Here is a 25,809-nt window from a genome sequence, read left to right as displayed (position 1 = left end):
GGAGGCCGGGGCGTCACGCCGTGACACCCGTGATGAACACGCCTGCCCGATCGGCGGCAGCCACTGTCTCCTGGGGATCGGCGAGCAGAGTATAGGCGGCAGCGACGGCGACTCCGGCGAGACCCGCGGCCGAAAGTCCCTCGATGGTTCGCGGACCGATGGTCGGCAGGTCGTAGCGGAGGTCCTGGCCGGCCTTGGGCGCCTTCACCAGCACGCCGCGCCCGGCAGCAGCACGAATGCGGCGATCGGCGCGCAGCCGCGCCACGCGGGCCAGCAGCCCGTCGGTGCCCTCGATGTCCTCGAGCGCAACGACGTGGCCGTCGATCACGACCACGGCCTGCCCGACATCGAACGGCGCCATGGCGCGGAGCACGGACATTCCTTTGGCGATGTCGCCAGTCACCAGATCGTTGGGCCCGCTCCGCGTCAGCCGCCCTTCGGGCACGAGCAGATTGGGGGCGACGTCCTTGACGCCGATCATGTGAAAGCCGTGACGCTCGAAGATGCGGCCGACGCCGGACAGCAGATGATCGTCACCGCCGCGAAAGGCCGACCAGATGTAGGGCAGCTCGCGCAGCGTGCCCCAGTCGAAGCGGATCTCCGACACGGCCGGACGAACGAGATTGCCGATGAACATGAGATCGCGAACGCCCTCGGCCTTCAGGAGCTTCAGGGCATTGCCGAGTTGGCCGAGGCCGATCCAGTGATGACGGAAGCGCGCCAGCGGCTTTGGATCGCAGATGCCCTTCAAGGCGAACAGCACCGGCGTCTGGCCGCGCGCGACGATGGCATCGGCGACCGCGAAAGGCAGCACCCCGCCCGCGGCGATCATGCCGATCGGCGGAGAGGTCACGGCGGCCGGCGTCGCCATGGCGCTACGGCTCGATGGCCGGCCTGCCGATCTCGGGCAGGCACAAGGCGCGATGTCGGCCGCCATCGATGAAGGCGAGGATCTCGGCAATGGCGGGATCCTCGCCGGCCAGCGGCCGCACCGCCGCGAGGCGATCGGCGAACACGCCGGGGCCATGGAAAAGCTTTTGATAGAAGGCACGCACCGTGGCGAGGCGCTCGCGTGTGAACTTGCGGCGCTTCATGCCAATGACGTTGAGACCTTCGAGCGCGGCATACTGGCCGTTGGCGAGGCCATACGGAATGATATCGCCGCGTACGCCGCAGACGCCGCCGACCATCACGCCATGGCCGATGCGGGTGAACTGATGCACCGCGGACAGGCCGCCGATGTAGACGGAATCACCGACCTCGACATGGCCGCCAAGTGTCGCCGAGGTCGCGAAGATCACGTTGTCGCCGACAACGCAATCGTGGGCGACATGGGCATTGTTCATGAAGAACCCGGCATTGCCGACCTTGGTCAGGCCGCCGCCTTTCGTGGTGCCGATGTTCATCGTCACGCCTTCACGGAAGGTGCAGCCGGAGCCGATCTCGAGCCGATGCGGCTCGCCGCGATAGCTGAGATCCTGCGGCGCGCCGCCGAGCACGACGAAGGGCGAGATCACGTTGTCATCGCCGAGCGTGGTGTGGCCCATGATCTGGACGTGGCTGATCAGCTTGCAGTTGGCCCCGATCACGACGTTGGGGCCGACGATGCAGTAAGGACCGATCACGGTCCCCTCACCGATGACGGCGCCATCCTCGACGCGTGCGGTGGGATCAATCTTGCTCATTTCGACGCAATCAACTTTCTACCAGCCCGTCAGTCGGTCAGCATCGCGCCGACATCGGCCTCGGCGACGACGACGCCGTCGACCTTGGCATCGCCGTGGAACCACCACATCGTCTTGCGCCGGCCGATCGAGCGCATGTGATACTCGATGGTCTGGCCGGGCAGCACCGGCTTGCGGAACTTGCACTTGTCGATGGTGAGGAAATACACCGCGCGCGGCTTTTCCGTGCCCTCGACCGACTTGATGCCGATCACGCCGGCGGTCTGGGCCATGCCCTCGATCATCAGCACGCCCGGATAGACCGGCCGCTCCGGAAAGTGCCCCTGGAAGCAGGGCTCGCCGATCGAGACGTTCTTGACGCCGATGCCGCTGTAGTCGGCCCGGATGTTCTTCACGCGGTCGATCAGGAGAAATGGATAACGGTGCGGCAGCGTCTTGAGAATCTCGTTGATGTCGACGTCCGCAAACCTGATGGGTGACTCCTCCATCACTCCCGTCCCTCGTCCCTGTTCGTCGCGGTCGAATCTCGCACCAGCCGTTCCACCGCAACGATCTCGCGGAACCACTGCTTGGTCGGCTTGGCGAAGAAACCGCCCCACCGGCCGTTCGGCGGAATGTCGTCCTTGACGCCGCTCATCGCCGTCACCTGCGCACCATCGCCGATCGTCAGGTGATTGTTGATACCAACCTTCGCCCCGAGCGCGACGTTGTCGCCGATCGTGAGACTTCCTGCCAGCCCGATCTGGGCCGCCAGCAGGCAATGCCGTCCGATTGTGACATTGTGGCCAATCTGCACCTGGTTGTCGATCTTGGTGCCCTCGCCGATCACCGTGTCGCGCAGGCTGCCACGGTCGATCGTCGTGCCGGCGCCGACCTCGACATGGTTCTGGATCAGCACCCGCCCGGTCTGCGGCACCTTGGTGTGCCCATCCGCGCCGAAGAAGATGAAGCCGTAGCCATCCTGGCCGATGCTGCAGCCAGGATGGATCAGGACGTCGTTGCCGATCAGCGCGCACTGGATGACGGTGCGGGCGCCGACATTGCAGTCGCGACCGATCTTGACGTGGGGACCGATCACGGCACCCGCACCAACGATCGTCCCCGAGCCGATCTCGACATGGGCGCCGATCACCGCCAGCGGCTCGACGATGACGCCGTCCTCCAGCCGCGCGGTGGGATCGATGATGGCTTGAGGCGAGATTCCATCGTCGCCGAACCAGGGCTGCGGCCGCAGTGCGTCGGCATGGAACTCGCGCGCGAGCTGCACGAAGGCGCGGAACGGCTGATTGGCGCGAAGCACTGCGACGTGGGACGGCACGCGCGCCTCGAATCGCGGACTGACCAGGCAGGCGCCCGCTTTGGTCCCGGCGAGCTGGCCTGCGTATCTGAGGTTGTCGAAGAACGCCAGATGCATCGGGCCGGCCTCGTCGAGCGACGCCAGTCCCTTGACGACCTGCTCGCCGCGGGATGGGTCGACCAGGGTGGCCTTGGCGGCGGCGGCGATCGCTGCCAGGGTCGTGGGCGGCGGCGATTGGAAGAAGGTCGGCTGGGCCATTCCGTCGTACTCTCAAGACAAAAAGTCAGAGCCCGGCTCCGGTGTCCCGGAACCGAGCTCCCATTTCTTACACCGGCGAGGTTGGTCGATGCCAACCCGGATTCGATCGGCCCAGGCTCAGAACGATGTACCGCCGCCGAACCGGAATTCCTGCGTCCGGTCGAACTGACCCTTGGTGAGCGGGATCGCGTAGTCGAAGCGCAGCGGACCGAACGGCGACGCCCACACCAGACCCACGCCGACCGAGGTCCGGACCTTGTTCTGGTCATCGAACTGCAGACCAAGGCAGGTGCCGGCGTTGTTCGGGTTGCGCGTCGGCTTGATACAGCCGGGGGTATTAACCTCGCCCGTCGCAGCCCAGGACGTCGGACCCTGATAGCCCCACAGGCCGCCAGCGTCGGCGTAAACGGCACCCTTCAGGCCCGTCTCCTTGGGCAGGAACCAGAACGGCATCTGCAGTTCGAGCGAAGCGCCCCAGTACTTGGTGCCGCCCAGCGCGTCCTGCGTGCCGAACGGATTGATATCGCGCGGACCAATGCCGTTCGGAGCGAAGCCGCGAACCAGGTTCGGACCCATCTGGAAGTGATCGAGCATGCGCAGCTGCGTATTGCCGATCTTGTTCAGGATGCCGCCCTGGAGGTGGACGATGCTGACGATGTCCGACACCAGCGGGGTGAAGTACTTCGCATCGAACGCGGTCTTCAGGTACGACACATCGCCGCCGACACCCGCGAAGTCCTGCTTGAAGTCGACCAGCAGGCCGTCGGTCGGGTTCTTGTTGTTGTCGAGCGTGTTGTAGTTCAGCGTGTAGCCGAGTGCCGAGGTCAGCGTCGCGCCGTTCGCCAGCTCCTGGCGGACCGGCAGCGAGGCCTCGCCATTGGCAAAGCAGCCGAGACCGCCGTTCGGATCGGCGAGACCATTCGCATTGATGAACGCCGGCGTCGGATTGAACGGCACGAAGCGGTTGCCGATCAGGGTGCCGGCCGCGACGTTGTTACAGTCCGACAGCGTCGCCGGCAGCGAGATCTCCTGGCGATAGATCGAGTAGCGCAGCTGCAGCGACAGGTCTTCCCGCAACTGGAAGCCGAGGCGCGGGCTGAAGCCGAGCGTCTTGGTGCCGTAGGAGATGAAGTTGTTGGCGAGCTGCTGGCGCTGGTAGAGGTCGAGGCCCAGCGCGACCCGGTAGTCGAGCAGATAGGGCTCGACGAACGACAGCGAGTAGCCGCGGGCGAACTGGCCGTAGGTCACCGACGCCTTGGCGAACAGGCCGCGGCCGAGGAAGTTGCGCTCGGAGATCGAGACCTCGGCGAGCGCACCGTCCGTGGTCGAATAACCGCCGGAGATCGAGAAGTCGCCGGTCGACTTCTCTTCCAGGTTGACGTTCAGAACCACGCGGTCGCTCGAAGAGCCCGGCTCGGTGACGATCTTCACGTCCTTGAAGAAGTCGAGGTTCTTCAGGCGGCGCTCGGCACGGTCCACCAGGGCGCGGTTGTAGGCGTCGCCCTCGGAGATGTCGAACTCGCGGCGAATGACGTAGTCACGGGTGCGGGTGTTGCCGCGGATGTTGATGCGCTCGATATAGGTGCGCGGGCCCTCGTCGATGGCGAACACGACCGACACCGTATGAGCCTCGAAGTTGCGATCGCCGCGCGGACGGACCACCGCGAACGCGTAGCCGCGCCGCGAGGCCTCGATCTGCATCTCCTCGACCGACTTCTCGATGTTCTCGACGTTGTAGAGCGAGCCGACGCTGACGCGCGAATATCCGCGCAGCGTGGTGGCGTCGAGCGTCGCGATCGACGACTGGAAGTCGACCGAACCGACCCGGTACTGCTGGCCTTCCTCGATCTTGAAGGTCACGAGGAAGCCCTTGCGCTCCGGATCGTACTCGCTGAGCGCAGCCACGACCTGCACGTCGGCATAGCCGTTCTTCAGGTAGAAGCGGCGAATCAGGTCGCGGTCGGCCTCGACACGGTCCGGATCGTAGACGTCGCCCGAGCCGAGGAAGCTCAGGAGGTTGGTCTCGCGGGTCTTGATGACGTCCTTGAGGCGATAGGACGAGAAGGCGTTGTTGCCGACGAACTCGATCGACTTCACGCCGGTCTTCGCGCCTTCCTCGATCGTGAAGATCAGGTCGACGCGGTTGTTCGGCTGCTCGATCATTTCCGGCGTGACGCGCACGTCGTAACGGCCCGAGCGGCGATAGATCTCCGCGATGCGCTGGGCGTCGGACTGCACCATCGGGCGCGACAGCGTGCCGCGCGGCTTCGACTGCACTTCCGCCTGGAGCTGCTCGTCCTTGACCTTCTTGTTGCCCTCGAACGCGACGCGGCCGATCACCGGGTTCTCGACGACCGTGACGATCAGGCGCCCGCCCTGGCGGTTGATCTTCACGTCGGAGAACAGGCCGGTCTCGATCAGCGCCTTGAGGCCGTCATCGACCCGGCCGGCGTCGAGCGTCCCGCCGGGGCCCGGCTTGAAGTACGAGCGGATGGTCTCCAGCTCGACGCGGCGGTTACCGACCACTTCGATCGAGTTGACCGTCTGAGCCGCAGCTGGCGACGAAAGAACCACGCTCGCCAGCGGCAAAGCCACCGGGCCGGCGAACATGATAAAGGCGGCCGCCAAGCCCCCCCGCACCCGCAATCCGAACTTCATGCGCTACGCGCCCTTATATTCCGTTGCCGGTTCCGTACCCCTACGAACCCGACAGATTCCCATTTGTCGTTCGCTTGTAGCCAATTTGGACCCGGCGGCAAACGCCGGATCTCTCTGAATTTTCAAATTCGTTTCAAAACGTTGCCCAACGGCCACGTCGTAAAAAAGCCGCGCTCAGGACCCGGCGAGGTGAAGGATATCGTTATAGGTTGCAAAGACCATGAGCATGAGGACCAGCCCGAGGCCGATTCGGAACCCCATCTCCTGCGCCCGCTCTGACAGCGGCCGGCCGCGGACGGCCTCGACCCCATAGAACAACAGGTGTCCGCCATCGAGCAGCGGAACCGGGAACAGGTTCAGGAGCCCGATCGAGACCGACAGCGTCGCGCACAGTTGCACAACGAACTGGAAGCCGAGGCTGGCTGCCTGTCCCGAGAGTTGTGCGATTCGGATCGGACCGCCGACGTCGCCGGCGCTCCCGGCGCCCGCGAACAGCGAGGCGATGAACTTGAAGGTCGTGGAGATGATGAACCAGACCTGCTCGAAACCGATCTTGATCGACTCGAGGAACCCGACGGGGATCGACCGCGATTCGTCCGGCTTGGCGTTGTACTGGATGCCGAGCACGCCGATCCGGTGGCTGTTGCCGAACAGGTCCTTGACCTCCTTGAGCGCCGGCGTCGCCTTCAGGGTGAGTTCCGTGCCGTCCCGCTTGATCAGGAAGGACAATTCGGTGCCGGCGCTGACCGAGACGACGCGCTGCATGTCGGCGAAGGTCTCGATCGCCCGGCCGTCGATGGCGGCGACGACGTCACCGTCCTTGAAGCCGGCCTGGGCCGCGACGCTGTCCGGCTGGACGGCATCGACCCGCGGGGTCGTGTTCGGCTTGCCGAAATACAGCGCCATGCCGGCGAAGATGATGACCGCGAGGATGAAATTGGCGATCGGGCCGGCCGCGACGATCGCAGCGCGCTGACCGACGGTCTTGTGGTGGAAGCTGTCGGCCCGCTCCTCGGCCGTCATCTTGGCGAGCGCCTCGGCCGACGGCGTCGAGGCCTCGGATTCGTCGCCGAAGAACTTCACGTAGCCGCCGAGCGGGATCGCCGAGATCTTCCAGCGGGTGTTGTGGCGGTCGTTGAAACCGATCAGTTCTGGGCCAAATCCGAGCGAAAACGTCAACACCTTCACGCCGGCCCAGCGCGCGATCAGGAAATGGCCGAGTTCGTGGAAGAACACCACGATCGTCAGCACGAACAGGAACGGGACGATGTAGCCGAGAAGGCCGTGGCTCAACGTATTGAAGATATGGTGGAAAAATTCCGACATCGATGACCTTCCCGATGGGCCGGTGGCCCGTCCAACCCTTTAAGATGCTTTTGCGGCGATTTGAGGCAAGAGGCCGGAGGCCCTTTTTCGCGCGTCATGGTCAATGGCGATGGCGTCGTCCGCCGAGGTCAACGGTGCCAGATTACCCGAACGCGTCCAGTCCTCGAGGGTCGCCTCGACCAGCCGGGCGATCGCACCGAACCGGATGTGACCAGCGATGAAGGCCGCGACGGCGACCTCGTTGGCCGCGTTGAACACCGTCGTCGCGCCGCGCCCAGTGCGCAGCGAATCGTACGCCAGCCGCAGACCGGGGAACCGCTCGAAGTCCGGGGCCTCGAAGGTCAGCGTGCCGATCTTGGCGAGATCGAGCCGGGCCGACGGCCCCTTGATGCGCTCCGGCCAGCCCAGGCAGTGGGCGATCGGAATCCTCATGTCCGGCGCGCCGAGCTGCGCCACCACCGAACGGTCGGAGAACTCGACCATGCCGTGGACGATCGACTGCGGGTGGACCAGGACGTCGATCTCGTCGGGCGACAGCGCGAACAGGTAGGACGCCTCGATCACCTCGAGGCCCTTGTTCATCATCGAGGCCGAATCGATCGTGATCTTCTGACCCATGCTCCAGTTCGGATGTTTCAGCGCCTGGGCCAAGGTCGCCTGCTCGATATCGGCCGGCGCCCAGGTGCGGAACGGGCCGCCGGAGGCGGTGATGATCACCCGCACCAGTTCCTCGCGATTGCCCGAGGACAGCGCCTGGAACAGCGCGTTGTGCTCCGAATCGGCCGGCAGGATGCAGGCGCCAGCCCGCGCGGCCCGCTCCATGAAGAAATCGCCGGCACAGACCAGGCATTCCTTGTTGGCGAGCGCCACGGTCGCGCCGCGGTCCACCGCGGCGAGCGCCGGCTTGAGGCCGGCGGCACCGGAGACGGCGGCCATGACCCAGTCGGCGGGACGGGCTGCCGCCTCGATGATGGCGCTCTCCCCTGCCCCGCATTCGATCCCGGTGCCCGCCAGCGCGTCGCGCAGCTCGTCGAGGCCGGCCGGATCGGCCACCGCCACGAAGCGCGGGTTGAACTCCCGGGCCAGCTTCACCAGGCCCTGGACGTTGCTGTTGCCGGTCAGCGCCTCGACGCGGTAGCGCTCCGGCGCGCCGCGCACGAGGTCCATGGTCGAATCGCCGATCGAGCCGGTGGCGCCGAGCACGGTGACGCTGCGCACCTCCGCGAGACCGGCCTTGTTGTTCCGCAATGGCACTGCGCTCATGTTCTCACCAAACAATCTCGACCGGCCAGCCGCGCTGCCGGTCACCAAACCAGAAGACCGCGGCCGACGCCATCGAGGCCGCCGCGCAGCAAACCGAGCAACGCAGCGACGACGATCGCCGCGACATAGCCGTCCAGGCGATCCAACAGGCCGCCATGGCCGGGAATGATGTGACTGGAGTCCTTGACCCCGAACTGCCGCTTCACCGCAGATTCGAGCAGGTCGCCGAGCTGCGAGACCACCGACAGCGCCGCGGCGAGCATGAGCATCGCCATCAGGCCGCCGGCGCCGGCCATCGACCAGGCGGCCGCGGCGACGAGGCTGGCGGCGAAGCCGCCGACGGCGCCGGCCCAGGTCTTGTTCGGGCTGATCCGCGGCGCGAGCTTCGGCCCGCCGATGCTGCGGCCCGCCACGTAGCCGCCGATGTCGCTGGCCCATACGACCAGAAACACCAGCACCAGCGCATGCCATCCCTCGGCCGCATCGAAGCGCACCAGCACCGAGCCGAGCTCGGCGGCCGACGCGTAGGCGAAGCCGGCGGCCACCCAGGCGCGACGTCCCGCAGCGAGCGCCGTGACCGCGACCAGGCCGAGCCCAAGCACGACGACGGCGAAGTCGATCAGGCCATAGGCGCAGCAAAGGCCGGCAACGCCGATGGCCAGTGCGCCGGCCGTGCCGACGCTGGCCGTGCGAACCTCGCCCACCACCATCAGCCATTCGAGATACAGGCCGACCGCGACCACCGTGACCAGTGCGGTCCAGAATACGCCGCCGGCATAGGCGGCGCCGAGCGCCAGCGGCACCAGCACCAGCGCCGCCGCCACCCGCATCACCAGATTGCTGGTTGCAGCCTTTTTCGGCGGCGCGGGATCATTGCGCTGCGCGGCGTTGGCGGCGTCTCTCACGGCTGCGGTATCCGGTTTGGTCACGAGGCGGTTTTCGCCACGAGACCGCCGAAGCGGCGTTCACGCCGGCCGAACTCGGCGATCGCGCCCTCCAGCGCGGCCTTGTCGAAGTCGGGCCAATGGATCGGCACGAACACCAGCTCGCTATAGGCCGCCTGCCACATCAGGAAGTTGGACAGCCGCTGCTCGCCGCTGGTGCGGATGATGAGATCGGGATCTGGAATATCGGGCGCATCGAGATGAGCGCCGATCGCATCGGCATCGATCGAAGCCGGATCGCGCCGGCCCTCGGCGACCTCGCGGGCCAGACGCTGCGCCGCGCGCGCGATCTCCTGGCGCGAGCCGTAGTTGAAGGCGACCACGAGCGTGAGCTTGGTGTTGCCCCGGGTCAGTTCCTCGGCCTCGCTGAGGAGCGCGCAGATGTCGGGCTCGAGCCCGTCGCGCTCGCCGATCACCCTGACACGCACGCCGTCGCGATGCAGGGTCGCGAGATCGTTGCGGATGAAGCGGCGGAGCAGCCCAAACAGGTCGCCGATCTCGCTGGCCGGACGCGACCAGTTCTCGGACGAGAACGAGAAGATGGTGAGATAGCGAATGCCGAGCTCATGCGAGGCGCGCACCACGCGGCGCAACGCCTCGACGCCACGGCGATGCCCTTCCGCGCGCGGCAGCCCGCGGGCCGCAGCCCAGCGGCCGTTGCCATCCATGATGATGGCAACATGGGCCGGTCCGTCGGACCGGTCCGGCGCCTCCGTCATCGGGGCCGCGGCATTGGACATCAAGCGCATCCTTCAGACGGTGAGGATTTCCTTTTCCTTCGCCGCCAGCAGCTGGTCGATCTCCGAGATCACGCTGTCGGTCGCCTTCTGCACGTCGGCAGCGAGGCGCTCCTGATCGTCCTCGGACATCTCGTGATTCTTCTCGAGCTTCTTGAGGGTATCGAGACCGTCGCGGCGGACATGGCGGACGGCGACACGGGCAGCTTCCGCATATTTATGCGCGACCTTGACCAGCTCCTTGCGCCGCTCCTGGTTGAGCTCGGGAATGCGCAGCCGGATCACCTGGCCTTCGGTCGCCGGCGACAGGCCGAGGTTGGAATCGACGATCGCCTTCTCGACGGCCTTGACCATGGAGCGGTCCCAGACCTGCACCGAGAGCAGGCGCGGCTCGGGAACGGAGACGGTCGCGAGCTGGTTGAGCGGCATGTGCGAGCCATAGGCTTCGACCTGGACCGGCTCCACCATCGACGCCGAGGCGCGGCCGGTGCGCAGGCCGCCGAGCTCGTGCTTCAGCGCCTGGGTCGCGCCCTGCATGCGGCGCTTCAGTTCGTTGAGGTCGAAATTGCCCGTGCTCATCACGCTTTCCTTTCTGCAATCCGGGGCGTTGCGGCCGGCTCTGCCAGGCCTTGAAATGCCTGCGGCCGGACTCGGGCGACTCCCGGATGAAATCCTGTCTCGCTTACGCTTCTACCGCAGGCTCGGGATCGGTCCAACACCGGCGGCCGACGGTGCCGCGGCTCACCCCGCGACGATGGTGCCGCGCCCTTCGCCCTGCAGCATCGCGCCGATCGAGCCCGGTTCGGCAATGGAGAACACAATGATAGGCAGCGACGTTTCCCGGGCAAGGGCGAATGCGGTCGCGTCCATGACCTTGTAGCCGCCTTCGATGGCCTGCGAATGGGTCAGCCGGTCGAAGCGCTTGGCGGCCGGATCCTTCTTGGGATCGGCGCTATAGACGCCATCGACATTGGTGGCCTTGAGCACGGCCTGGGCACCGATCTCGGCCGCCCGCAAGACCGCTGTGGTATCGGTCGTGAAATAGGGATTGCCGGTGCCGCCCCCGAGCACGACGATGCGTCCTTCGGCCAGCGACTTGTGCGCCGCAGCGCGGGTGAACAGCTCGCACACCTCCGGCATGACGAAAGCGGAGAGCGCCTGCGCCGGGGTGCCCTTGCGCTGGATGGCGGCTTCCAGCGCCAGGCAGTTCATGACGGTGGCGAGCATGCCCATGGTGTCGCCGGTCGGACGCGACACGCCCTGCGACGACACCTCGACGCCGCGCACCATGTTGCCGCCGCCGACCACGACGGCGATCTCGACGCCGAGCTTCTGGGCCGCGATGAGGTCATCGGCGATGCGGTCGACGGTCGGCTGGTCGATGCCGAAGGAATGAGGGCCCGCGAGATATTCGCCGGACAGCTTGACCACGACGCGACGATAGACCGGCTCAGCCATGTGCCAATGCTCTCCTATCCCGCGCGTTGAGATCCGGCGCGAACGCCGCGCCGGATCGTGACTGTGCTCAGTCGTTACTTCTTGCCGCTGGCGGCGGCGACTTCGGCAGCGAAGTCGGTCTCTTCCTTCTCGATACCCTCACCGAGGGCATAGCGGACGAAACCGGCAACCTTGATCGGACCGCCGACCTTGCCTTCGGCTTCCTTCAGCGCCTGCGCGACCGACTTGCCGCTGTCATGGATGAAGGCCTGCTCGAGCAGGGTGACTTCCTTGTAGTAGGTCTTCAGGCCGGACTCGACGATCTTCTCGATCACGTTTTCCGGCTTGCCCTGCTGACGATACTTGTCGGCGAGCACGTCCTTCTCGCGCTTGACGAGCTCCGGATCGAGACCCGCCGCATCGATCGCCTGCGGATTGGCAGCGGCGACGTGCATCGCGAGCTGACGGCCGAGCACGGCGAGCTCGTCGGTCTTGCCGGGCGACTCCAGCGCCACGATCACGCCGAGCTTGCCGGCACCCTCGATGACGGCGCCATGGACGTAGCTCGACACGACGCCTTGGCTCACTTCGAGCGAAGCCGCACGCCGCAGCGTCTGGTTCTCACCGATGGTGGCGATCGAATCGGCAATCGCGGCCTCGACCGTGATGCTGCCCACCTTGGCGGCCTTGATCTTCTCCACGTCGGCCCCGACGTCGAGCGCGACCTGGGCAATCATCTTGACCAGACCCTGGAAGTGCTCGTTGCGGGCGACGAAGTCGGTCTCGGAATTGACCTCGACGACCACGCCCTTCTTGCCGGAGGTCAGCGCGCCGATCAGGCCCTCGGCCGCAACGCGACCGGCCTTCTTGGCGGCCTTCGACAGGCCCTTCTTGCGCAGCCAATCCTGCGCGGCCTGCATGTCGCCGCCGTTCTCGGTGAGCGCGGCCTTGCAGTCCATCATGCCCGCGCCGGTCGACTCGCGCAGGTCCTTCACCATCGCTGCGGTGATATTAGCCATCGTTGAACGTCCTTTTGCCTGTCCAAAGCGCGACGCAGCGGATGGCTCGTCGCCGCCCGCTGCCAGGAAAAACCTATCTCAGTCGCGATGGCCGGCGTGAGACGCCGGCCAGAATGGTGTTGTGTCGTCTTACGCGTCGGCGAGCGACTTGGCCTGCGCGACCCAGGCATCGGCCCGGCTCGGGAGACCGACTTCTTCGCCGATCTGGTGCGCGGTGTCGTGGTTGAGCTCGGCGAGCTGCCAGTAGTGGAAGATGCCGAGGTCGTTGAGCTTCTTCTCGATCGCACCGGACACGCCGGTGAGCTTCTTGAGATCATCGGCGGTTCCGCGCGGACCAGGCAGACCCTGGAACGTCGAAGTGGACGCAGCCGGAAGATCTTCCTCGAGCGGAGCCGCCGAGGCGCCGACGTCGATCCCGAGCTCGCCCTGCGCGCGCGAGATGCCGTCGATGGCGGCTCGCGCGATCAGGTCGCAGTACAGCGAAATGGCGCGGCCGGCGTCGTCATTGCCGGGCACGACGTAGGTGATGCCCTTCGGATCGCAATTGGTGTCGACGATCGCGGCCACCGGGATCTTGAGGCGCTGGGCCTCCTGGATCGCGATGTCTTCCTTGTTGGTGTCGATCACGAAGATCATGTCGGGCAGACCGCCCATGTCCTTGATGCCGCCGAGCGAGCGGTCGAGCTTGTCGCGCTCGCGCTGCAGGGTCAGCCGCTCCTTCTTGGTGTAGGAGTTGGCTTCGCCCGAGGACAGCACCTCGTCGAGATGACGCAGGCGCTTGATCGAGGCCGAGATCGTCTTCCAGTTGGTCAGCGTGCCGCCGAGCCAGCGCGAATTGACGAAATACTGCGCGCAGCGCTTGGCTGCATCGGCCACGTTGTCCTGCGCCTGGCGCTTGGTGCCGACGAACAGGATGCGGCCGCCCTTGGCGACGGTGTCGCTGACGGCCTGCAGCGCCGTGTGCAGCAGCGGCACGGTCTGGGCGAGATCGATGATGTGGATGTTGTTGCGGGCTCCGAAAATGAAATCGGCCATTTTCGGATTCCAGCGGTGAGACTGGTGACCAAAGTGCACGCCAGCTTCGAGCAGCTGACGCATCGTGAATTCAGGCAGCGCCATTGGATATTCTCCGGTTGATTCCTCCGGAAACGCGTGAGCAAAAACGGGCCGTCAAGGCCCGGCTTGCCACCGGACGCCCTCTAGGAGAGCCAAGTTTCCGTGTGAGATGGCGCGCTATATAGCCGGATTTTGGCGCAACGCAAGGAAAATGGGCTCATTCGGCCTGCAGAAGCTCGACCATCGCCGTCCGGGCCTGCCCCTCCTGCAGCGGAACGAAGTCGACCGGACCCTTGTTGTCGGCGCCCGACGAGGCCGCGGCCATGACGCCCATGCCGAGCAGGCCGAACGCCATGCCGCCGCCCTGCATGGCCCTGGACCGATCACTGGGCCTGATCGAGAAGAAATAGGTCCGCCCCGGCTCTGTGTTGAAATCGAGCACCGAGTCGCCTGGGAACAGGGTCTGGGTGGCGACGAGGTGGTGCGGACCGGCCGGCCGGTCGACGTAGACATAGGTCCCGGGGATCAGGCGGCTCAGCGCGACGCCGTCGACCTTGGCGTCGCACGTGGTCCGGTCCAGCCAGGCATCCTTCAAGCTCATGATGATGATGCGGGACTGCCCGGCACGCGGTGCCCCGATCTTCTGTGACACCACAGCGTATTCGGTGCCTTCCTTGCCTGTCAGGCATCCTGATACCAGAAATGCCGCTCCCAATCCCAGCAGCGCTCGCCTGTTCATTGCCCCCTCCCCGTAGAAATCCGGGGTTCGAGGCTATGACGGGAACCAGGGAACTTTCAACCTCCGGGAGCAAAGACAGTGGAACTGTGATCAGCGCTCCACACCGGCCGGGGCCAGCGCGGCGCGGTCGGCATCGAGCTTCGCCCTCAGCCGCGCGGCGTCTTCGAAGAAGGTCTGCTCGTCCTGCACCGGGACCAGGCGCAGGGACGGCGGCATCAGCACGTGGCTGACATTGGGACGGCCGGAATTCGCCAACGCCTCCGACCGCTGCACGGTCTGGATCGCGATCGCGACCACCAGCAAAAGGCCGACCACCAGGCCCTTGGCGAGCATATGGGTGCGTCCGACCTCACGCAGATGCAGCAAGCAGGTCGCGGCGAGAACGATCCACGAAACGACGTAGCCGTAGGTGAAGACAGCGCTCCAGGTCAGGGCGAACGAGGCAATCTGGGCGAACTCGCTGTAGACCCAGAACGCAATCAGACCCGCCTGCGCGATCAGGAGGTGGCGCAGAAAATGCGAGCGGCCGGAAAACAGCCGCGCCAGCAGCGCCCAGACGCCAACCCATGCGACGACCACCCCGATCATCGTGACGGTCGGCACAAGATAATCGGACAGATGCGCCTCGGAGGTCTGCGCAAACCAGGTCATCACCGCGTTGATCGCGAGCAGGACGACACCGAGGGCGATCGCGGCGATGATCGGCAGCGCCCCGCGTTCGGAGCCCGCGAGCCGCTCCGGCTCGACGGCATGGCCGGCGTCGCGGATCCGAAGCAGCGTCTGGCCGATCCGGATCGGCTTGGCGCCGTCGAGGACGAGCTGCGGCTTCCGGCTCTTGCCGCGATCGAGAAAGAGGCCATTGGCACTGCCGAGATCCTCGGCGACCAGGCGCCCCTCGCCGTCGCGGAAAATTCGCACATGGCGCGCGGCGACATAGGGATCGTCGAGGATGACGTGATTGTCGTAGCCGCGGCCGATGCTGATCTCGGCGGCATCGACGCGGAAGCGGCCGGCGACGTCGCGATGCTTGGAGAGGATCTCGATCCAGATCATCGTGCGACCTGCAGGCGTTCGAGGAAGCTCTTGCCGAGGCGCAAGGCGTCGTCATAGGCGATCGCCTGCAGGTTCAGCCGCGACACCAGCGCCTCGTCGGCATGGTCCTGCGTCACCGCGACCAGCACGACGTCATAGAGGCCGTCGAACTCGCGATAGCCCTGCGCGCACCACAGCACGCGTAGCGGCGGATGAGCGGCCGCCGGCGTCACGCCGACGAAATCGGCATGGCAATGCTGCGGCGTGTACCATTTGCGGAACGAGCCGCCCTGGGTGAGTCGCGGCTGCGCCAGCTGCGTCAGCACGGTCGCGAACTGGAATTGATTGAGGTCGATCGATTTCGCGTAGGAGTGGCTGACCTCGACCACGCCGGTGTTGAGGTCGGACGCGACATAGACGCTGGCCTCGGCCTTGCAACTGGTCGAATTGATGCTGGCGCGCGGCTTCGGCGACGCGCTGGCATTGGTGCTCGCCCAGCATTCGAACCAGCCCGCGCGCGTCTCCGGCGCCTGATAGGAGCCGAACACCCGATCGCGGAAGCCCTCCTCGCCCAGCGACTTGTAGAGCGCTCCACGCCAGCTCGTAAGCTGCGCGATCACGTCCTTGTGCAGATCGGCCGCCGCCGGCCTGGCATCCTGGCCGCGCGCCAGGAGCGCGGCCGCGAAGCGGGCGGGCACCAGGAAGCTGATGAGCTGGCCGCCGCGGCGCGTGGCGACGTTGATGCCGACCACCTGGCCTTGCGCATTCACCGCGGGCCCGCCGCTCATGCCGGGATTGAGCGCGCCGGTGAAATGGATGTGATCGTTGTAGCTGTGCTCGACGAGACCGTTATACGTTCCCTCGATGATGGTGAAGCCGAGGTCGAGCGGGTTGCCGAGCGAATAGAGCCGCTCGCCTTTCGGCAGGCTGCCGTCGAGCGCGGCCTTGTCGAACGAAAAGAACGGCGCGTTCTGCTTGTCGACGCGAACGAGCGCGAGATCGTTGGGCAGGTCGACAGCGAGCAACGTGACGCCGCCCTGCGTGCCATCGGCTCCCGTATATTCGAGCCGGTATGTCTTCGGCTCGAGTGCTGCATCCGACACAACGTGATAGTTCGTGACCGCGAGCCCGTCGGCGGAGACCAGAAAGCCGGATCCGGTCGAGGTCTGGCGGCCGGCATCGGCCACGAGCGTGCGGATCTGGAGCAGGCGCGGCGGCGCCGAGGCATAGACGGCTTCGGCGCCCGGCAGCGCTTGAGCATCGCTTGGCGATGGCAGGCCGGCGATACCGACGCCGCAAAGCGCGGCCATGATTGAGCTTCGCAAAGACAGCGTGCGCAAGGTCCCGACAAACGCTGATATCACTGATGCCCCCGCAACACGTCGTCGGCCGCCGACGTCCTGCGCCCACGATCGATCAGTCCGGCGGTCCGGCCATATCGAAAACAGGCCGATGTTGCAACCGCGCCGACCTCAGGCCAACGCGCCGCGGCTCAGCAATGCGGGACGTTCGGCGGACATCTCTTGCCCGGCGGCGGGGCCGCCGGACGTGGCGGCGGCGGCGCGGGCCGCGCCATCGGCGGCGGCGCCGGCCGGGCCACGGCGGCCATCGGCGGCGGACTGGGACGCGCCATCTGCGGTGGAGGCGCAGGACGCGCCATCGGTGGCGGAGCGGACGGACGCATGACTTGCGGCGGCGGTGGCGCCGGCCGAGGTGGCGGAGCCGCCCGAACCATCGGTGCAACCGGCGGTCGTGGCGGCGCCGGTGGCGGGCTCAGACGCGCCGTCGCCGGTGGTGGCGGCGGGCGGCGCTGGATCTGCGGTGGCGTCGCCTGCTGAATGCGCGGGCTCACCTCAGGCCCGCGCGGAACGGCTGACGGCATGACCGGACGGGACGGCGTCACCGATGGCCTTGCGGGCTGCGGCACGACTGCGCCCGGCGGCGTGCGGTTCGCGCGCAGATCCTGGCGCGCGGGCGGTGGCAGCGCGGCAGAGGGCGATGCCGGTGCCGGCTGGCGCAGACTAGGAGCCTGAACCGATGGTGGCACCGGCGGACCACCGCGACCGGGCACCGGCAGCGGATTGACATTGGCATGCCCCTGCCCGGGTCCCGTCATGGCCGGCGAGGGTCCGCCCGGCGGAGCGTTGGCCTGAATGGCCGGTGCTGCACCGGGCCGGACCGTGGGATTGGTGAGCGGTCCTCCCGGCGGCGGGACCTTGCCCTGCTGGATCAGCGTGGCGCGCTGCGCGACGGCCGGCGGCAGGGCCGGTGCCACCGCCACGGCCGGCGTCGTCACGGCCGCGGGGCCGGCAGTGATCGGCGCGGCCGGCGGCGCCGGACGATTGATCACGGTGTTGATGACGGTCGGGTTGTGGATGTTCTGGTAGATGATGTTGTTCGGCGGCGGGGCAACGAAAGCCGGCGGCCGGACATAGACCGGGATCGGCACGAACACCGGCCGCGGCAGGATGAACAGGCCGACCGGAGCGAACGGCGGCGGCAGCTCCACGAACTCCGGCAGAGGCGGCGGCAGGATGTAGACCGGCGGCGGGGGCGGCGGCACGAAATCGAATTCGGGATCCGAGAACAGCAGCACCGGACGTTCGACATAGATCACCTCGTCGAGCGGCGGCGGCGGCACGTCATATTCGATCATCGCGAAGGTCGGCGGCGGCGCCGGCTGTGCCGACAACATCGCCAGCCGCCGCCGGGCGTCCTCGGCATGCGCGCCATAGGGATAGCGCTTCAGGTAGGACCAATAGGCCTCCGGGCTGTCGGTGCGAAACGTCCGTCGCCAGGTCAGCGCCTCGCGGCGAGCGGCGACGAGGGCGCGCACGCGCCGCGCCAGCGGGTCGCTCGGATAGGCGGCGATGAAATCCTCATAGCCCTGCAGCGTGTCGCGCTCCAGCGCCGCGGCATAGGCCTCCTGCACCGGCAGCTCGCGGATCGGGCGCGAGCGCAGCGCCGCGGTCTGCTCCGGCGAATCCGGCGTGGCGGGCGCGTCCGGCGCCCGCTCGAAGAAGGTGAAGGCGGCCTGGATCTTCTGCGCATCCCACGGCACCTGCGCGCCCTTGGTCTCCTCGTTGACGCGCAGCCGCAGCCGGTCGAACACCTCCGGCAGCGACAGGCCGCCGGTGCGGATCATCTCCGCGAGCGAGCGCGCGTAGACGCCGTAGGCGCCGGTCTCGTTCGGCGCGATCGTGCCCGGCGCCGCATTGAAGGCGATCAGCATGTTGGCATCGGGCTCAACCAGCGCCAGGCCGCCGGCGATCGCCGGACCGCTGGCGATGAAGGGCTGCTGGCGGGCGGCATCGAGCACCACGACGCTGGCCTTCACCGGCGTCGCCGCAAGCTGGCGGATGTAGTCGCTGAGGCGCAGGCCTTCGGTCGGAATGTCGACGTCGCTGCCGATGTTGGCGTCGACGGGAAGAAAATAGTTCTCGCCGGCGAGCTGCATGCCGTAGCCGGCCAGATAGACCATCGCGACGGTGTTGGTGTCGGCTGACTGGGCCTTGTGAATGAAATCGCGAAAGCTCTTGCGCAGCGTGTCGGCATCGAGATCGCGCGCGCCGACCACATCGAAGCCCGCGGCCTGCAGCGTCTGCGCGATCAGGCCGGCGTCGTTGGCCGCCGTCGCCAGCGGGCCCTTGGCATAGGCCCCGTTGCCGATCACCAGAGCGATACGCTTTTCGGCGCCGGGCTGCTGCGCTGCGGCAAGCCGCGGCAAGGCCGCCAAGGCGAGCAGGCAGAGCGAGACACTCAGGACGATCTTCGCGGTGATCTTGGTCAAGCGCATGGTTCAAGCCCCTTCGAGGCACCCGCCGCGGATTCAGCGGGAGAATGGCTGAACCGCGGTTGAACGGAGGCATGTCCGTACAGCCCACGCGCAGCTTTTTTGTTCCTCGTCCCCCCGTTCGACCAGCAAGATCGCCGAACGCAGCCGCTCCAGCGGAACGATCGCCTCGATTACAGCTGCTGCACGTCGACCACGCCGGTCACCGCCTTGATGGCACCTGCGATTTGTGGCGAAACCTTGAAGCGCCCCGGCAGTTTCATCTCGACCTCGGTTTCGAGGTCCAGCATCATGACCAGCGACACCTCGCCTTCGCCTGCTGCGGTGCGGGGCGCCAAGGGCGGCGCGGCGCTCTTGGCGATCGCCCCGTTGCCATTGACCGCGGCACCTTCCGGCCCCTGCAGGCGCTTGACGATGGAATCGAGCGGCTTGGTGTCGCGCAGGAAGATGCGCAATCCGCGCTGCGTCTTGGCGGCGGCATCATCGAGCGGCTCGGCATGCAGCACCCGCGCGCGGACATCCTCGCCCTGCAGCTCGGCGCCGAGCTGCAGCAGCACCGCCGCGCCCGGCTCGAGCACGTCGCGATATTGTGCGAGGCCCTCAGAGAACAGCACGGCCTCGAAATGGCCGGTCGGATCCGACAGACCCATGATGCCCATCTTGTTGCCGGTCTTGGTGCGCCGCTCCATGCGCGACACCACGGTGGCGGCAACCTTGCCCGCAGTCGCGCCGGTCTTCACCGCACGCGAAAACTCGGCCCAGCTCTGCACGCGCAGGCGCTTCAGCGCCGCCGCGTAGTCGTCGAGCGGATGGCCCGACAGGAAGAAGCCGATCGCATCATATTCGCGCCGCAGACGCTCGGCCGGCAGCCAGTTCTCGATGTTCGGCAGGATGATCGCGGGCGCATCGGCGGCGTTGCCGAACATGTCGTTCTGGCCGGAGGTGGCGGCCTCGTGCGCGCGCTGGCAGGCGGCGACGATCGCGTCCGCGCCGGCGAACACCCGCGCGCGGTTCTTGTCGAGCACGTCGAACGCACCGGCCGCCGCCAACGTCTCGATGATGCGCTTGTTGATCGCGCGCGGATTGACGCGAGAGGCGAAGTCGGCGAGCGAGGTGAACGGGCCGCCCTTGTTGCGGGCCTCGACGATCATCTCGATCGCCTGCGGGCCGACGCCCTTCAACGCCGCGAGCGCGTAGAAGATGGTGTTGCCGCTGACCTCGAAGGTCGGCCCCGAGCGGTTGATCGACGGCGGCTCGACCTTGATGCCGAGGCGCTGCGCCTCGGCACGAAATTCCGAGAGCTTGTCGGTGTTGTTGAGATCGAGCGTCATCGACGCCGCGATGAACTCCACCGGATAATGCGCCTTCATGTAGGCGGTGTGGTAGGACACCAGCGCATAGGCGGCCGCGTGCGACTTGTTGAAGCCGTAGTCGGCGAATTTGGCGAGCAGGTCGAAGATCGTGTCGGCCTGGTCCTTCGGCACGCCGTTCTTGACGGCGCCTTCGACGAAGCGGACGCGCTGCTTGTCCATCTCGGCGCGGATCTTCTTGCCCATGGCGCGCCGCAGGAGGTCGGCTTCGCCGAGCGAATAGCCGGACATCTGCTGCGCGACCTGCATCACCTGCTCCTGGTAGATGATGACGCCGAAGGTCTCCTTCAGGATCGGCTCCAGGATCGGGTGCAGATATTCCGGCTCCTCCTCGCCGTGCTTGCGGGCGCAGTAGGTCGGGATGTTGGCCATCGGACCGGGACGATACAGCGCCACCAGCGCGATGATGTCCTCGAAGCGGTCCGGGCGCATGTCGATCAGCGCACGCCGCATGCCCTGGCTTTCAACCTGGAACACGCCGACCACGTCGCCCCGCGCCAGCATCTGATAGCTCGGCGCGTCGTCGATCGGCAGGGTCGCGAGATCGACGTGGACGTCGCGCTGCTTCAGCAGCTTCACGGCGACGTCGAGCACGGTCAGCGTCTTCAGGCCGAGGAAGTCGAACTTGACGAGGCCGGCGGGCTCGACCCACTTCATGTTGAACTGGGTGACCGGCATGTCCGATTTTGGATCGCGATACATCGGCACCAGCTCGCTCAGCGGCCGGTCGCCGATGACGATGCCGGCGGCGTGGGTCGAGGCATGCCGCGTCAGGCCTTCGAGGCGCATCGCGATGTCGAAGGCGCGCGCCACCACTGGGTCCTCGTCGCGGAAGGCCTGCAGCTTCGGCTCGCCCTCGATCGCGGCGGCGAGCGTCACCGGCGCGGCCGGATTCTGCGGCACCAGCTTGGTGAGCTTGTCGACCTGCCCGTAGGGCATCTGCAGCACGCGGCCGACGTCGCGCAGCACACCGCGCGCCTGCAGCGTGCCGAAGGTGATGATCTGCGCCACCTGGTCGCGGCCGTAGCGCTGCTGCACGTAGGAGATCACCTCGCCGCGGCGGTCCTGGCAGAAGTCGATGTCGAAGTCCGGCATCGAGACGCGCTCTGGATTGAGGAAGCGCTCGAACAGCAGCGCGAACCGCATCGGGTCGAGGTCGGTGATGGTCAAGACCCAGGCGACCAGCGAGCCTGCACCGGAGCCGCGGCCCGGTCCCACCGGGATGCCGTGCGCCTTGGCCCATTTGATGAAGTCCGACACGATCAGGAAGTAGCCCGCGTACTTCATGCGCATGATGACGTCGAGCTCGAAGGCGAGCCGCTTCTGATAGTCCTCCTCGGTCATGCCCGGCGCCATGCCGTGCACCTTGAGGCGCCGCTCCAGACCCTCCTCCGCCTGTCGCTTCAGCTCGGCGGCCTCGGCGCTGGCGGCGTCCACGGCATCGCTGCCGGTGCCGGCGCCGACCGTGAAGAACGGCAGGATCGGCTTGCGCGTCCGCGGCCGGTACGAACAGCGCTCGGCGATCTCGACCGTCGAGGCCAAGGCCTCCGGAAGGTCGGCGAACAGCACCGCCATCTCGGCACGGGTCTTGAAGCGGTGATCCGGCGTCAGCTGCACGCGCTCGGTGTCGGCGATCAGATGGCCGCCGGCGATGCACAGCAGCGCATCATGCGCCTCGTAGTCGTCGGCGGTCGCGAAATACGGCTCGTTGGTCGCGACCAGCGGCAGGCCCTTGCCATAGGCGATATCGATCAGGCCGCCTTCGACGCGGCGCTCGCGGTCGACGCCGTGGCGCTGCAGCTCGATGTAGAGGCGGTCGCCGAACAGGCTTGCCAGCCGCTCGCAGCGCTGCGTCGCAAGTGCCGCCATGTCGTGCTGGATCGCGAGCGAGATCGGCCCATCGGGCCCGCCCGTGAGCGCGATCAGACCATCGACACCCTCGTTCAGCCACTCGAACTTGATGTGCGGCGCCTGGTGCGTCGGCGTCTCCAGGAAGGCGCGCGAGTTCAGCCGCATCAGGTGGCGGTAGCCCTCCTCGCGTGCGGCAAGCAGGACGATTCGCGAGGGCTGCGCGACCGCGCCGGCATTGCGGGCATTCGGGTCCATGTCGCCGAAATCGATGGCGAGCTCGCAGCCGGCAATCGGCTGGATGCCATAGCTCGCCATCTTGTCGGAGAATTCGAGCGCACCGAACATGTTGTCGGTGTCGGTCAGCGCCAGCGCCGGCTGGCGGTCGGCCTTGGCGAGTTCGCCGAGCTTGCCGATCTTGATCGAGCCCTTCAGCAGCGAATAGGCGGAATGGACGTGGAGATGGACGAATCCGGCGCTGGACATGCTCGCCTTGCAGCTTCCCTGGGGCTTGTTCCGAGATCACGGTGCGGGGCCAAGCCTTGGGCTTGGCTCGAAGTCATGAACCGCCATGACCCTAGACCCCGACCGACTCGCTCCGCATCATATCGGACGACCTCCGGCGAGTCCGGCGCCCTCGCCTGCCTTGTCCCCAGCCGCCGCGCTCGGAAAACTAAAGCTGTGGAATGATTTGCGCCCAGAGCGCGATCATGCCGACGAACAGCGTGATCGACGCCAGCGCGGCGGCTTCTTGAACGAAAACCTTCAGCATCGGGACCTCCCTGAGTCAGAACATATGGAGAACAATGTTCCTTTTCTGTTCTCAGGTCAAGCGCGCTGATCGGCTCATCGCCGCGCCGGCACAGCAAATGGTTAACCCGCCTCCGCAGACAAAAAGCCCCGGCGCGACCGCCGGGGCTTTCCAATCCGCCGATCGAGCGAGGATCGACTCAGTACCGCGTCGCGACCGGGCCGCCGAAGCGGTAGTTCAGGCGGGCGGTGAACAGATCGACGTCCTGCTTGATGCTGTCGGAGCCGAGCGCGCCGAAGCTGACGGTCTGGCGGTCCATGAACAGATGGTCGTACTCGACGCCCAGCGACCAGTTCGGCGCAAAGCCGTATTCGACGCCGGCACCGACCACGCCGCCCCAGCGCGTGTCGTCGTTGGAGGCGAGGAACGCGCCGGTCGCCGCATTGGTGATCGTGTACTTGTTGCTGGTCACGGCCGCGCCGCCCTTGGCGTAGAGCAGCACGTTGTTGATGGCGTAGCCGACCTGGCCGGTGAACAGGCCGAACGCATCGGTCTTGGTGCGGTTACGCGTTCCGAACAGCGCGCTCTGATTGTCGCCGGTGAGGTCGGCCCAGTTGCCCTGCGCCTCGACGCCGAACACGATCTGGCCCATCTGCCAGCGATAGCCGACCTGGCCACCGACGGTGCCGCCGGATGCATCATGCGAACCCTCGCGGCCGCCGCCGACCAGATCCCAGGTGTTCTCGCTCCAGCCGCCGCCACCGTTCACGCCGATGTAGAAGCCGCTCCAGTCATAGATCGCAGCCATCACAGGCGGCGGTGCCTTCGTGTAGGGACGCGCAGCGAGATCCGCGGCAAGCGCCGGCGAGGCCAGCACCACGAGCGCCGTCGTCGTCAACAGAAGTTTCTTCATCACAGGTCCAGTCTCGTCTCATTTGGCCCCCAGGCCAGCCGCACCTCTTACCGATCTGCGCCACAATTGCTGTAGCCGCTCGGTCACAGCTCGCTGCTGAAAGGCCAAGAGACATGTTAGGAAATTAATCTTTAATCACAGTGTGTTGATGGAACTTTCCAGCTTGCAATCGAGGGCCGACCGACTACACACGCGTGAGGGCCGTCGCGCCGGTGCTTCGCCATGAAGCGCGCGCGTTCTGGTCATCAAGGGATGAAGGGAGATCGTTGATGCGTGAGGTTTTATTTGCGGCCCTGGCTGCAGCCGGCCTCGTGGTCGCAACCCATGCGCCGGCTCACGCCGTCGGTGTCAGGCATGCGTTCTGTCTGCAGGGTGATGAGTTTCCGGGCTTGAGCCACTGCACCTTCGACACTTACGCGCAATGCCAGGCGACGGCGTCGGGACGCCTGCTGAACTGCATCGCGAACCCCTATTTCGCCGGTGTGAGCAATGACCCGCGCGCGACACCCTATCCGTATCCGCACAGGCAGCGGATCAGGCCGCGTCCGCCGGCGCCGAATCCCTACGCGCCGTTCCCCAACCCGTTCGTGTTCGAAGAGGACTGACCCGTCCCCGCCTTCGACGCAGCGAGCTGCCGTCTCAGGCCATACCATCGAAGGTTCGTCGAAGCCGCGGCTTCGACGAACCGGAGCAATCGAGGGTGACGTTGCGTCAGCGCATCATCCCGAAACCCGGACCGAACTTGTAGTTCAGCTTCACGAGCCCGATGTCGACATCCTGCTTGATGCGATGAGTCATCGCGGGCGCGCCGGCCGCGGCGACGAAGTTCAGGTTCTTGTTGCCCAGGAAGATGTGGTCGTACTCGACGCCGACCGACCAGTTCGGCGCAAAGCCATATTCGAGGCCGGCACCGATCGTACCGCCCCAACGCGTCGTGTTGGCGCGATCGAGCATCACGTTGGTGCCCGTGGTGAAGGTGTCGTAGCGATCGCCGACGACCGCGGCACCGCCTTTGATATAGCCGAGAATGTTGTCGAAGGCATAGCCGACCTGGCCGGTGAACAGGCCGAAGCCGTTGGTGCGTGAACGGTCGCTGACATTGGGAAGAATCAGGTTGCGATTCGTGCCTTTGAAGTTCGCCCAGTCGCCCTGCGCCTCGACGCCGAACACCCAGTTGGCCATCTGATAGCGGTAGCCGACCTGGCCGCCGACGGCCGCGCCGCCGCCGCCCGAGCAGCCTTCGCGGTTGGCTGCCGGGTTCACCGCCACACCGGCGTTCGAAACCAGATTCCAGCAATCCCGGCTGGAACCTCCGCCGGCGTTGAAGCCGACATAGAAGCCGCTCCAGTCATACACCGTCGCCACGACGGCGGGCGGCGCCTTGGTGTACGGCCCCTTCTTCATTGGAAGATCAGCTGCGAATGCAGACGTCGCCGCGGCGATTGCGCCGAGCCCCACCGTTGCGCCGAAAAGCGTCTTCATCATCGAACTCCGTAGCTTCTGTCCCAAAGTCCCCAGGCCCCCTGGTTCCGTGCGAAAAACATGCAGCGCGACGAAGCGACTATGCCACCCGCATTCGCTCCGCCGACATCAACCGATGTGCAGATCAGAACCATTCTTTCCGGCTTTTATGGGATTGGGCGCAAAGGCCTGTTTTTCAAGGCTTTGCCCGCAACATGAACA

Annotated in this window: 21 protein-coding genes; 1 reads left to right on the top strand and 20 read right to left on the bottom strand. The window is 66.4% G+C overall.

Features of this window, described 5'->3' with window-relative positions; translation table 11 throughout:
* Positions 1 to 13: 13 nt before the first annotated feature.
* The 19 genes from QW887_RS21065 to QW887_RS20975 all read right to left on the bottom strand — a co-directional run bounded on the left by QW887_RS21065 (position 14) and on the right by QW887_RS20975 (position 24,126).
* Positions 14 to 871: an LpxI family protein gene (locus QW887_RS21065; RefSeq protein WP_315750910.1), complete on the bottom strand. Its 858-nt coding sequence runs from the start codon at positions 869 to 871 to the stop codon at positions 14 to 16.
* A 4-nt stretch (positions 872 to 875) separates the two neighbouring features.
* Entirely contained in the window at positions 876 to 1,685 is an 810-nt protein-coding gene (gene lpxA / locus QW887_RS21060; RefSeq protein ID WP_315711606.1) for an acyl-ACP--UDP-N-acetylglucosamine O-acyltransferase, read from the bottom strand.
* A 29-nt stretch (positions 1,686 to 1,714) separates the two neighbouring features.
* The gene (gene fabZ / locus QW887_RS21055) at positions 1,715 to 2,173 is read right to left on the bottom strand and encodes a 3-hydroxyacyl-ACP dehydratase FabZ (protein ID WP_284418776.1); all 459 of its coding nucleotides are present in this window, start codon (positions 2,171 to 2,173) and stop codon (positions 1,715 to 1,717) included.
* Entirely contained in the window at positions 2,173 to 3,240 is a 1,068-nt protein-coding gene (gene lpxD / locus QW887_RS21050; RefSeq protein ID WP_315711605.1) for a UDP-3-O-(3-hydroxymyristoyl)glucosamine N-acyltransferase, read from the bottom strand. The genes fabZ and lpxD overlap by 1 nt, the downstream gene beginning before the upstream one ends.
* 117 nt (positions 3,241 to 3,357) lie before the next feature.
* On the bottom strand, positions 3,358 to 5,898 hold the full coding sequence (gene bamA, locus QW887_RS21045) for an outer membrane protein assembly factor BamA (RefSeq protein WP_315711604.1): 2,541 nt from the start codon (positions 5,896 to 5,898) through the stop codon (positions 3,358 to 3,360).
* 174 nt (positions 5,899 to 6,072) lie between these two features.
* Positions 6,073 to 7,224: an RIP metalloprotease RseP gene (rseP, locus tag QW887_RS21040; protein ID WP_315750909.1), complete on the bottom strand. Its 1,152-nt coding sequence runs from the start codon at positions 7,222 to 7,224 to the stop codon at positions 6,073 to 6,075.
* A gap of 39 nt (positions 7,225 to 7,263) precedes the next feature.
* On the bottom strand, positions 7,264 to 8,487 hold the full coding sequence (gene dxr / locus QW887_RS21035; protein ID WP_315711602.1) for a 1-deoxy-D-xylulose-5-phosphate reductoisomerase: 1,224 nt from the start codon (positions 8,485 to 8,487) through the stop codon (positions 7,264 to 7,266).
* Between the two features lie 41 nt (positions 8,488 to 8,528).
* A complete protein-coding gene (locus QW887_RS21030) occupies positions 8,529 to 9,416 on the bottom strand; it encodes a phosphatidate cytidylyltransferase (RefSeq protein ID WP_315827148.1) in 888 nt (295 codons plus the stop codon).
* A complete protein-coding gene (locus QW887_RS21025; protein WP_315827149.1) occupies positions 9,413 to 10,171 on the bottom strand; it encodes an isoprenyl transferase in 759 nt (252 codons plus the stop codon). Before QW887_RS21025 ends, QW887_RS21030 begins: the two co-directional genes overlap by 4 nt.
* Before the next feature lie 12 nt (positions 10,172 to 10,183).
* Positions 10,184 to 10,747, bottom strand: coding sequence for a ribosome recycling factor (gene frr / locus QW887_RS21020; RefSeq protein ID WP_315711599.1), 564 nt, complete (start codon positions 10,745 to 10,747; stop codon positions 10,184 to 10,186).
* Positions 10,748 to 10,909: 162 nt separating this feature from the next.
* Positions 10,910 to 11,626, bottom strand: a complete 717-nt coding sequence (pyrH, locus tag QW887_RS21015) for a UMP kinase (protein WP_315711598.1) — start codon at positions 11,624 to 11,626, stop codon at positions 10,910 to 10,912.
* A gap of 74 nt (positions 11,627 to 11,700) precedes the next feature.
* Positions 11,701 to 12,624 carry a translation elongation factor Ts gene (gene tsf / locus QW887_RS21010; RefSeq protein WP_315711597.1) on the bottom strand — a complete coding sequence of 308 codons (924 nt, stop codon included), beginning with the start codon at positions 12,622 to 12,624 and terminating at the stop codon, positions 11,701 to 11,703.
* Between the two features lie 129 nt (positions 12,625 to 12,753).
* A complete protein-coding gene (locus QW887_RS21005) occupies positions 12,754 to 13,743 on the bottom strand; it encodes a 30S ribosomal protein S2 (protein ID WP_315711596.1) in 990 nt (329 codons plus the stop codon).
* Positions 13,744 to 13,897: 154 nt separating this feature from the next.
* The gene (locus QW887_RS21000; RefSeq protein WP_315711595.1) at positions 13,898 to 14,419 is read right to left on the bottom strand and encodes a hypothetical protein; all 522 of its coding nucleotides are present in this window, start codon (positions 14,417 to 14,419) and stop codon (positions 13,898 to 13,900) included.
* Positions 14,420 to 14,509: 90 nt separating this feature from the next.
* The gene (locus tag QW887_RS20995) at positions 14,510 to 15,472 is read right to left on the bottom strand and encodes an FHA domain-containing protein (protein WP_315711593.1); all 963 of its coding nucleotides are present in this window, start codon (positions 15,470 to 15,472) and stop codon (positions 14,510 to 14,512) included.
* The gene (locus QW887_RS20990) at positions 15,469 to 16,761 is read right to left on the bottom strand and encodes a serine protease (protein WP_315827151.1); all 1,293 of its coding nucleotides are present in this window, start codon (positions 16,759 to 16,761) and stop codon (positions 15,469 to 15,471) included. Before QW887_RS20990 ends, QW887_RS20995 begins: the two co-directional genes overlap by 4 nt.
* A gap of 182 nt (positions 16,762 to 16,943) precedes the next feature.
* A complete protein-coding gene (locus QW887_RS20985) occupies positions 16,944 to 19,247 on the bottom strand; it encodes a caspase family protein (RefSeq protein WP_315711590.1) in 2,304 nt (767 codons plus the stop codon).
* 170 nt (positions 19,248 to 19,417) lie between these two features.
* Positions 19,418 to 22,948, bottom strand: a complete 3,531-nt coding sequence (dnaE, locus tag QW887_RS20980; RefSeq protein ID WP_315711589.1) for a DNA polymerase III subunit alpha — start codon at positions 22,946 to 22,948, stop codon at positions 19,418 to 19,420.
* 464 nt (positions 22,949 to 23,412) lie between these two features.
* Positions 23,413 to 24,126 (bottom strand): outer membrane protein, encoded by a 714-nt coding sequence (locus tag QW887_RS20975; protein ID WP_315711588.1) that lies wholly within the window; start codon positions 24,124 to 24,126, stop codon positions 23,413 to 23,415.
* Positions 24,127 to 24,395: 269 nt separating this feature from the next.
* Between QW887_RS20975 and QW887_RS20970 the strand changes: the two genes are divergently transcribed.
* Positions 24,396 to 24,731 (top strand): DUF3551 domain-containing protein, encoded by a 336-nt coding sequence (locus QW887_RS20970; protein WP_315711587.1) that lies wholly within the window; start codon positions 24,396 to 24,398, stop codon positions 24,729 to 24,731.
* Between the two features lie 106 nt (positions 24,732 to 24,837).
* Here QW887_RS20970 and QW887_RS20965 read toward each other — a convergent pair whose 3' ends face one another.
* Positions 24,838 to 25,611, bottom strand: coding sequence for an outer membrane protein (locus QW887_RS20965; RefSeq protein ID WP_315711586.1), 774 nt, complete (start codon positions 25,609 to 25,611; stop codon positions 24,838 to 24,840).
* Positions 25,612 to 25,809: the final 198 nt, after the last annotated feature.

It is taken from the genome of Bradyrhizobium sp. SZCCHNRI3052, from assembly GCF_032484895.1.
Taxonomy (GTDB): domain Bacteria; phylum Pseudomonadota; class Alphaproteobacteria; order Rhizobiales; family Xanthobacteraceae; genus Bradyrhizobium.
Note: the sequence above shows the minus strand (reverse complement) of the source record. Positions and strands in the feature narration are given on the sequence as shown.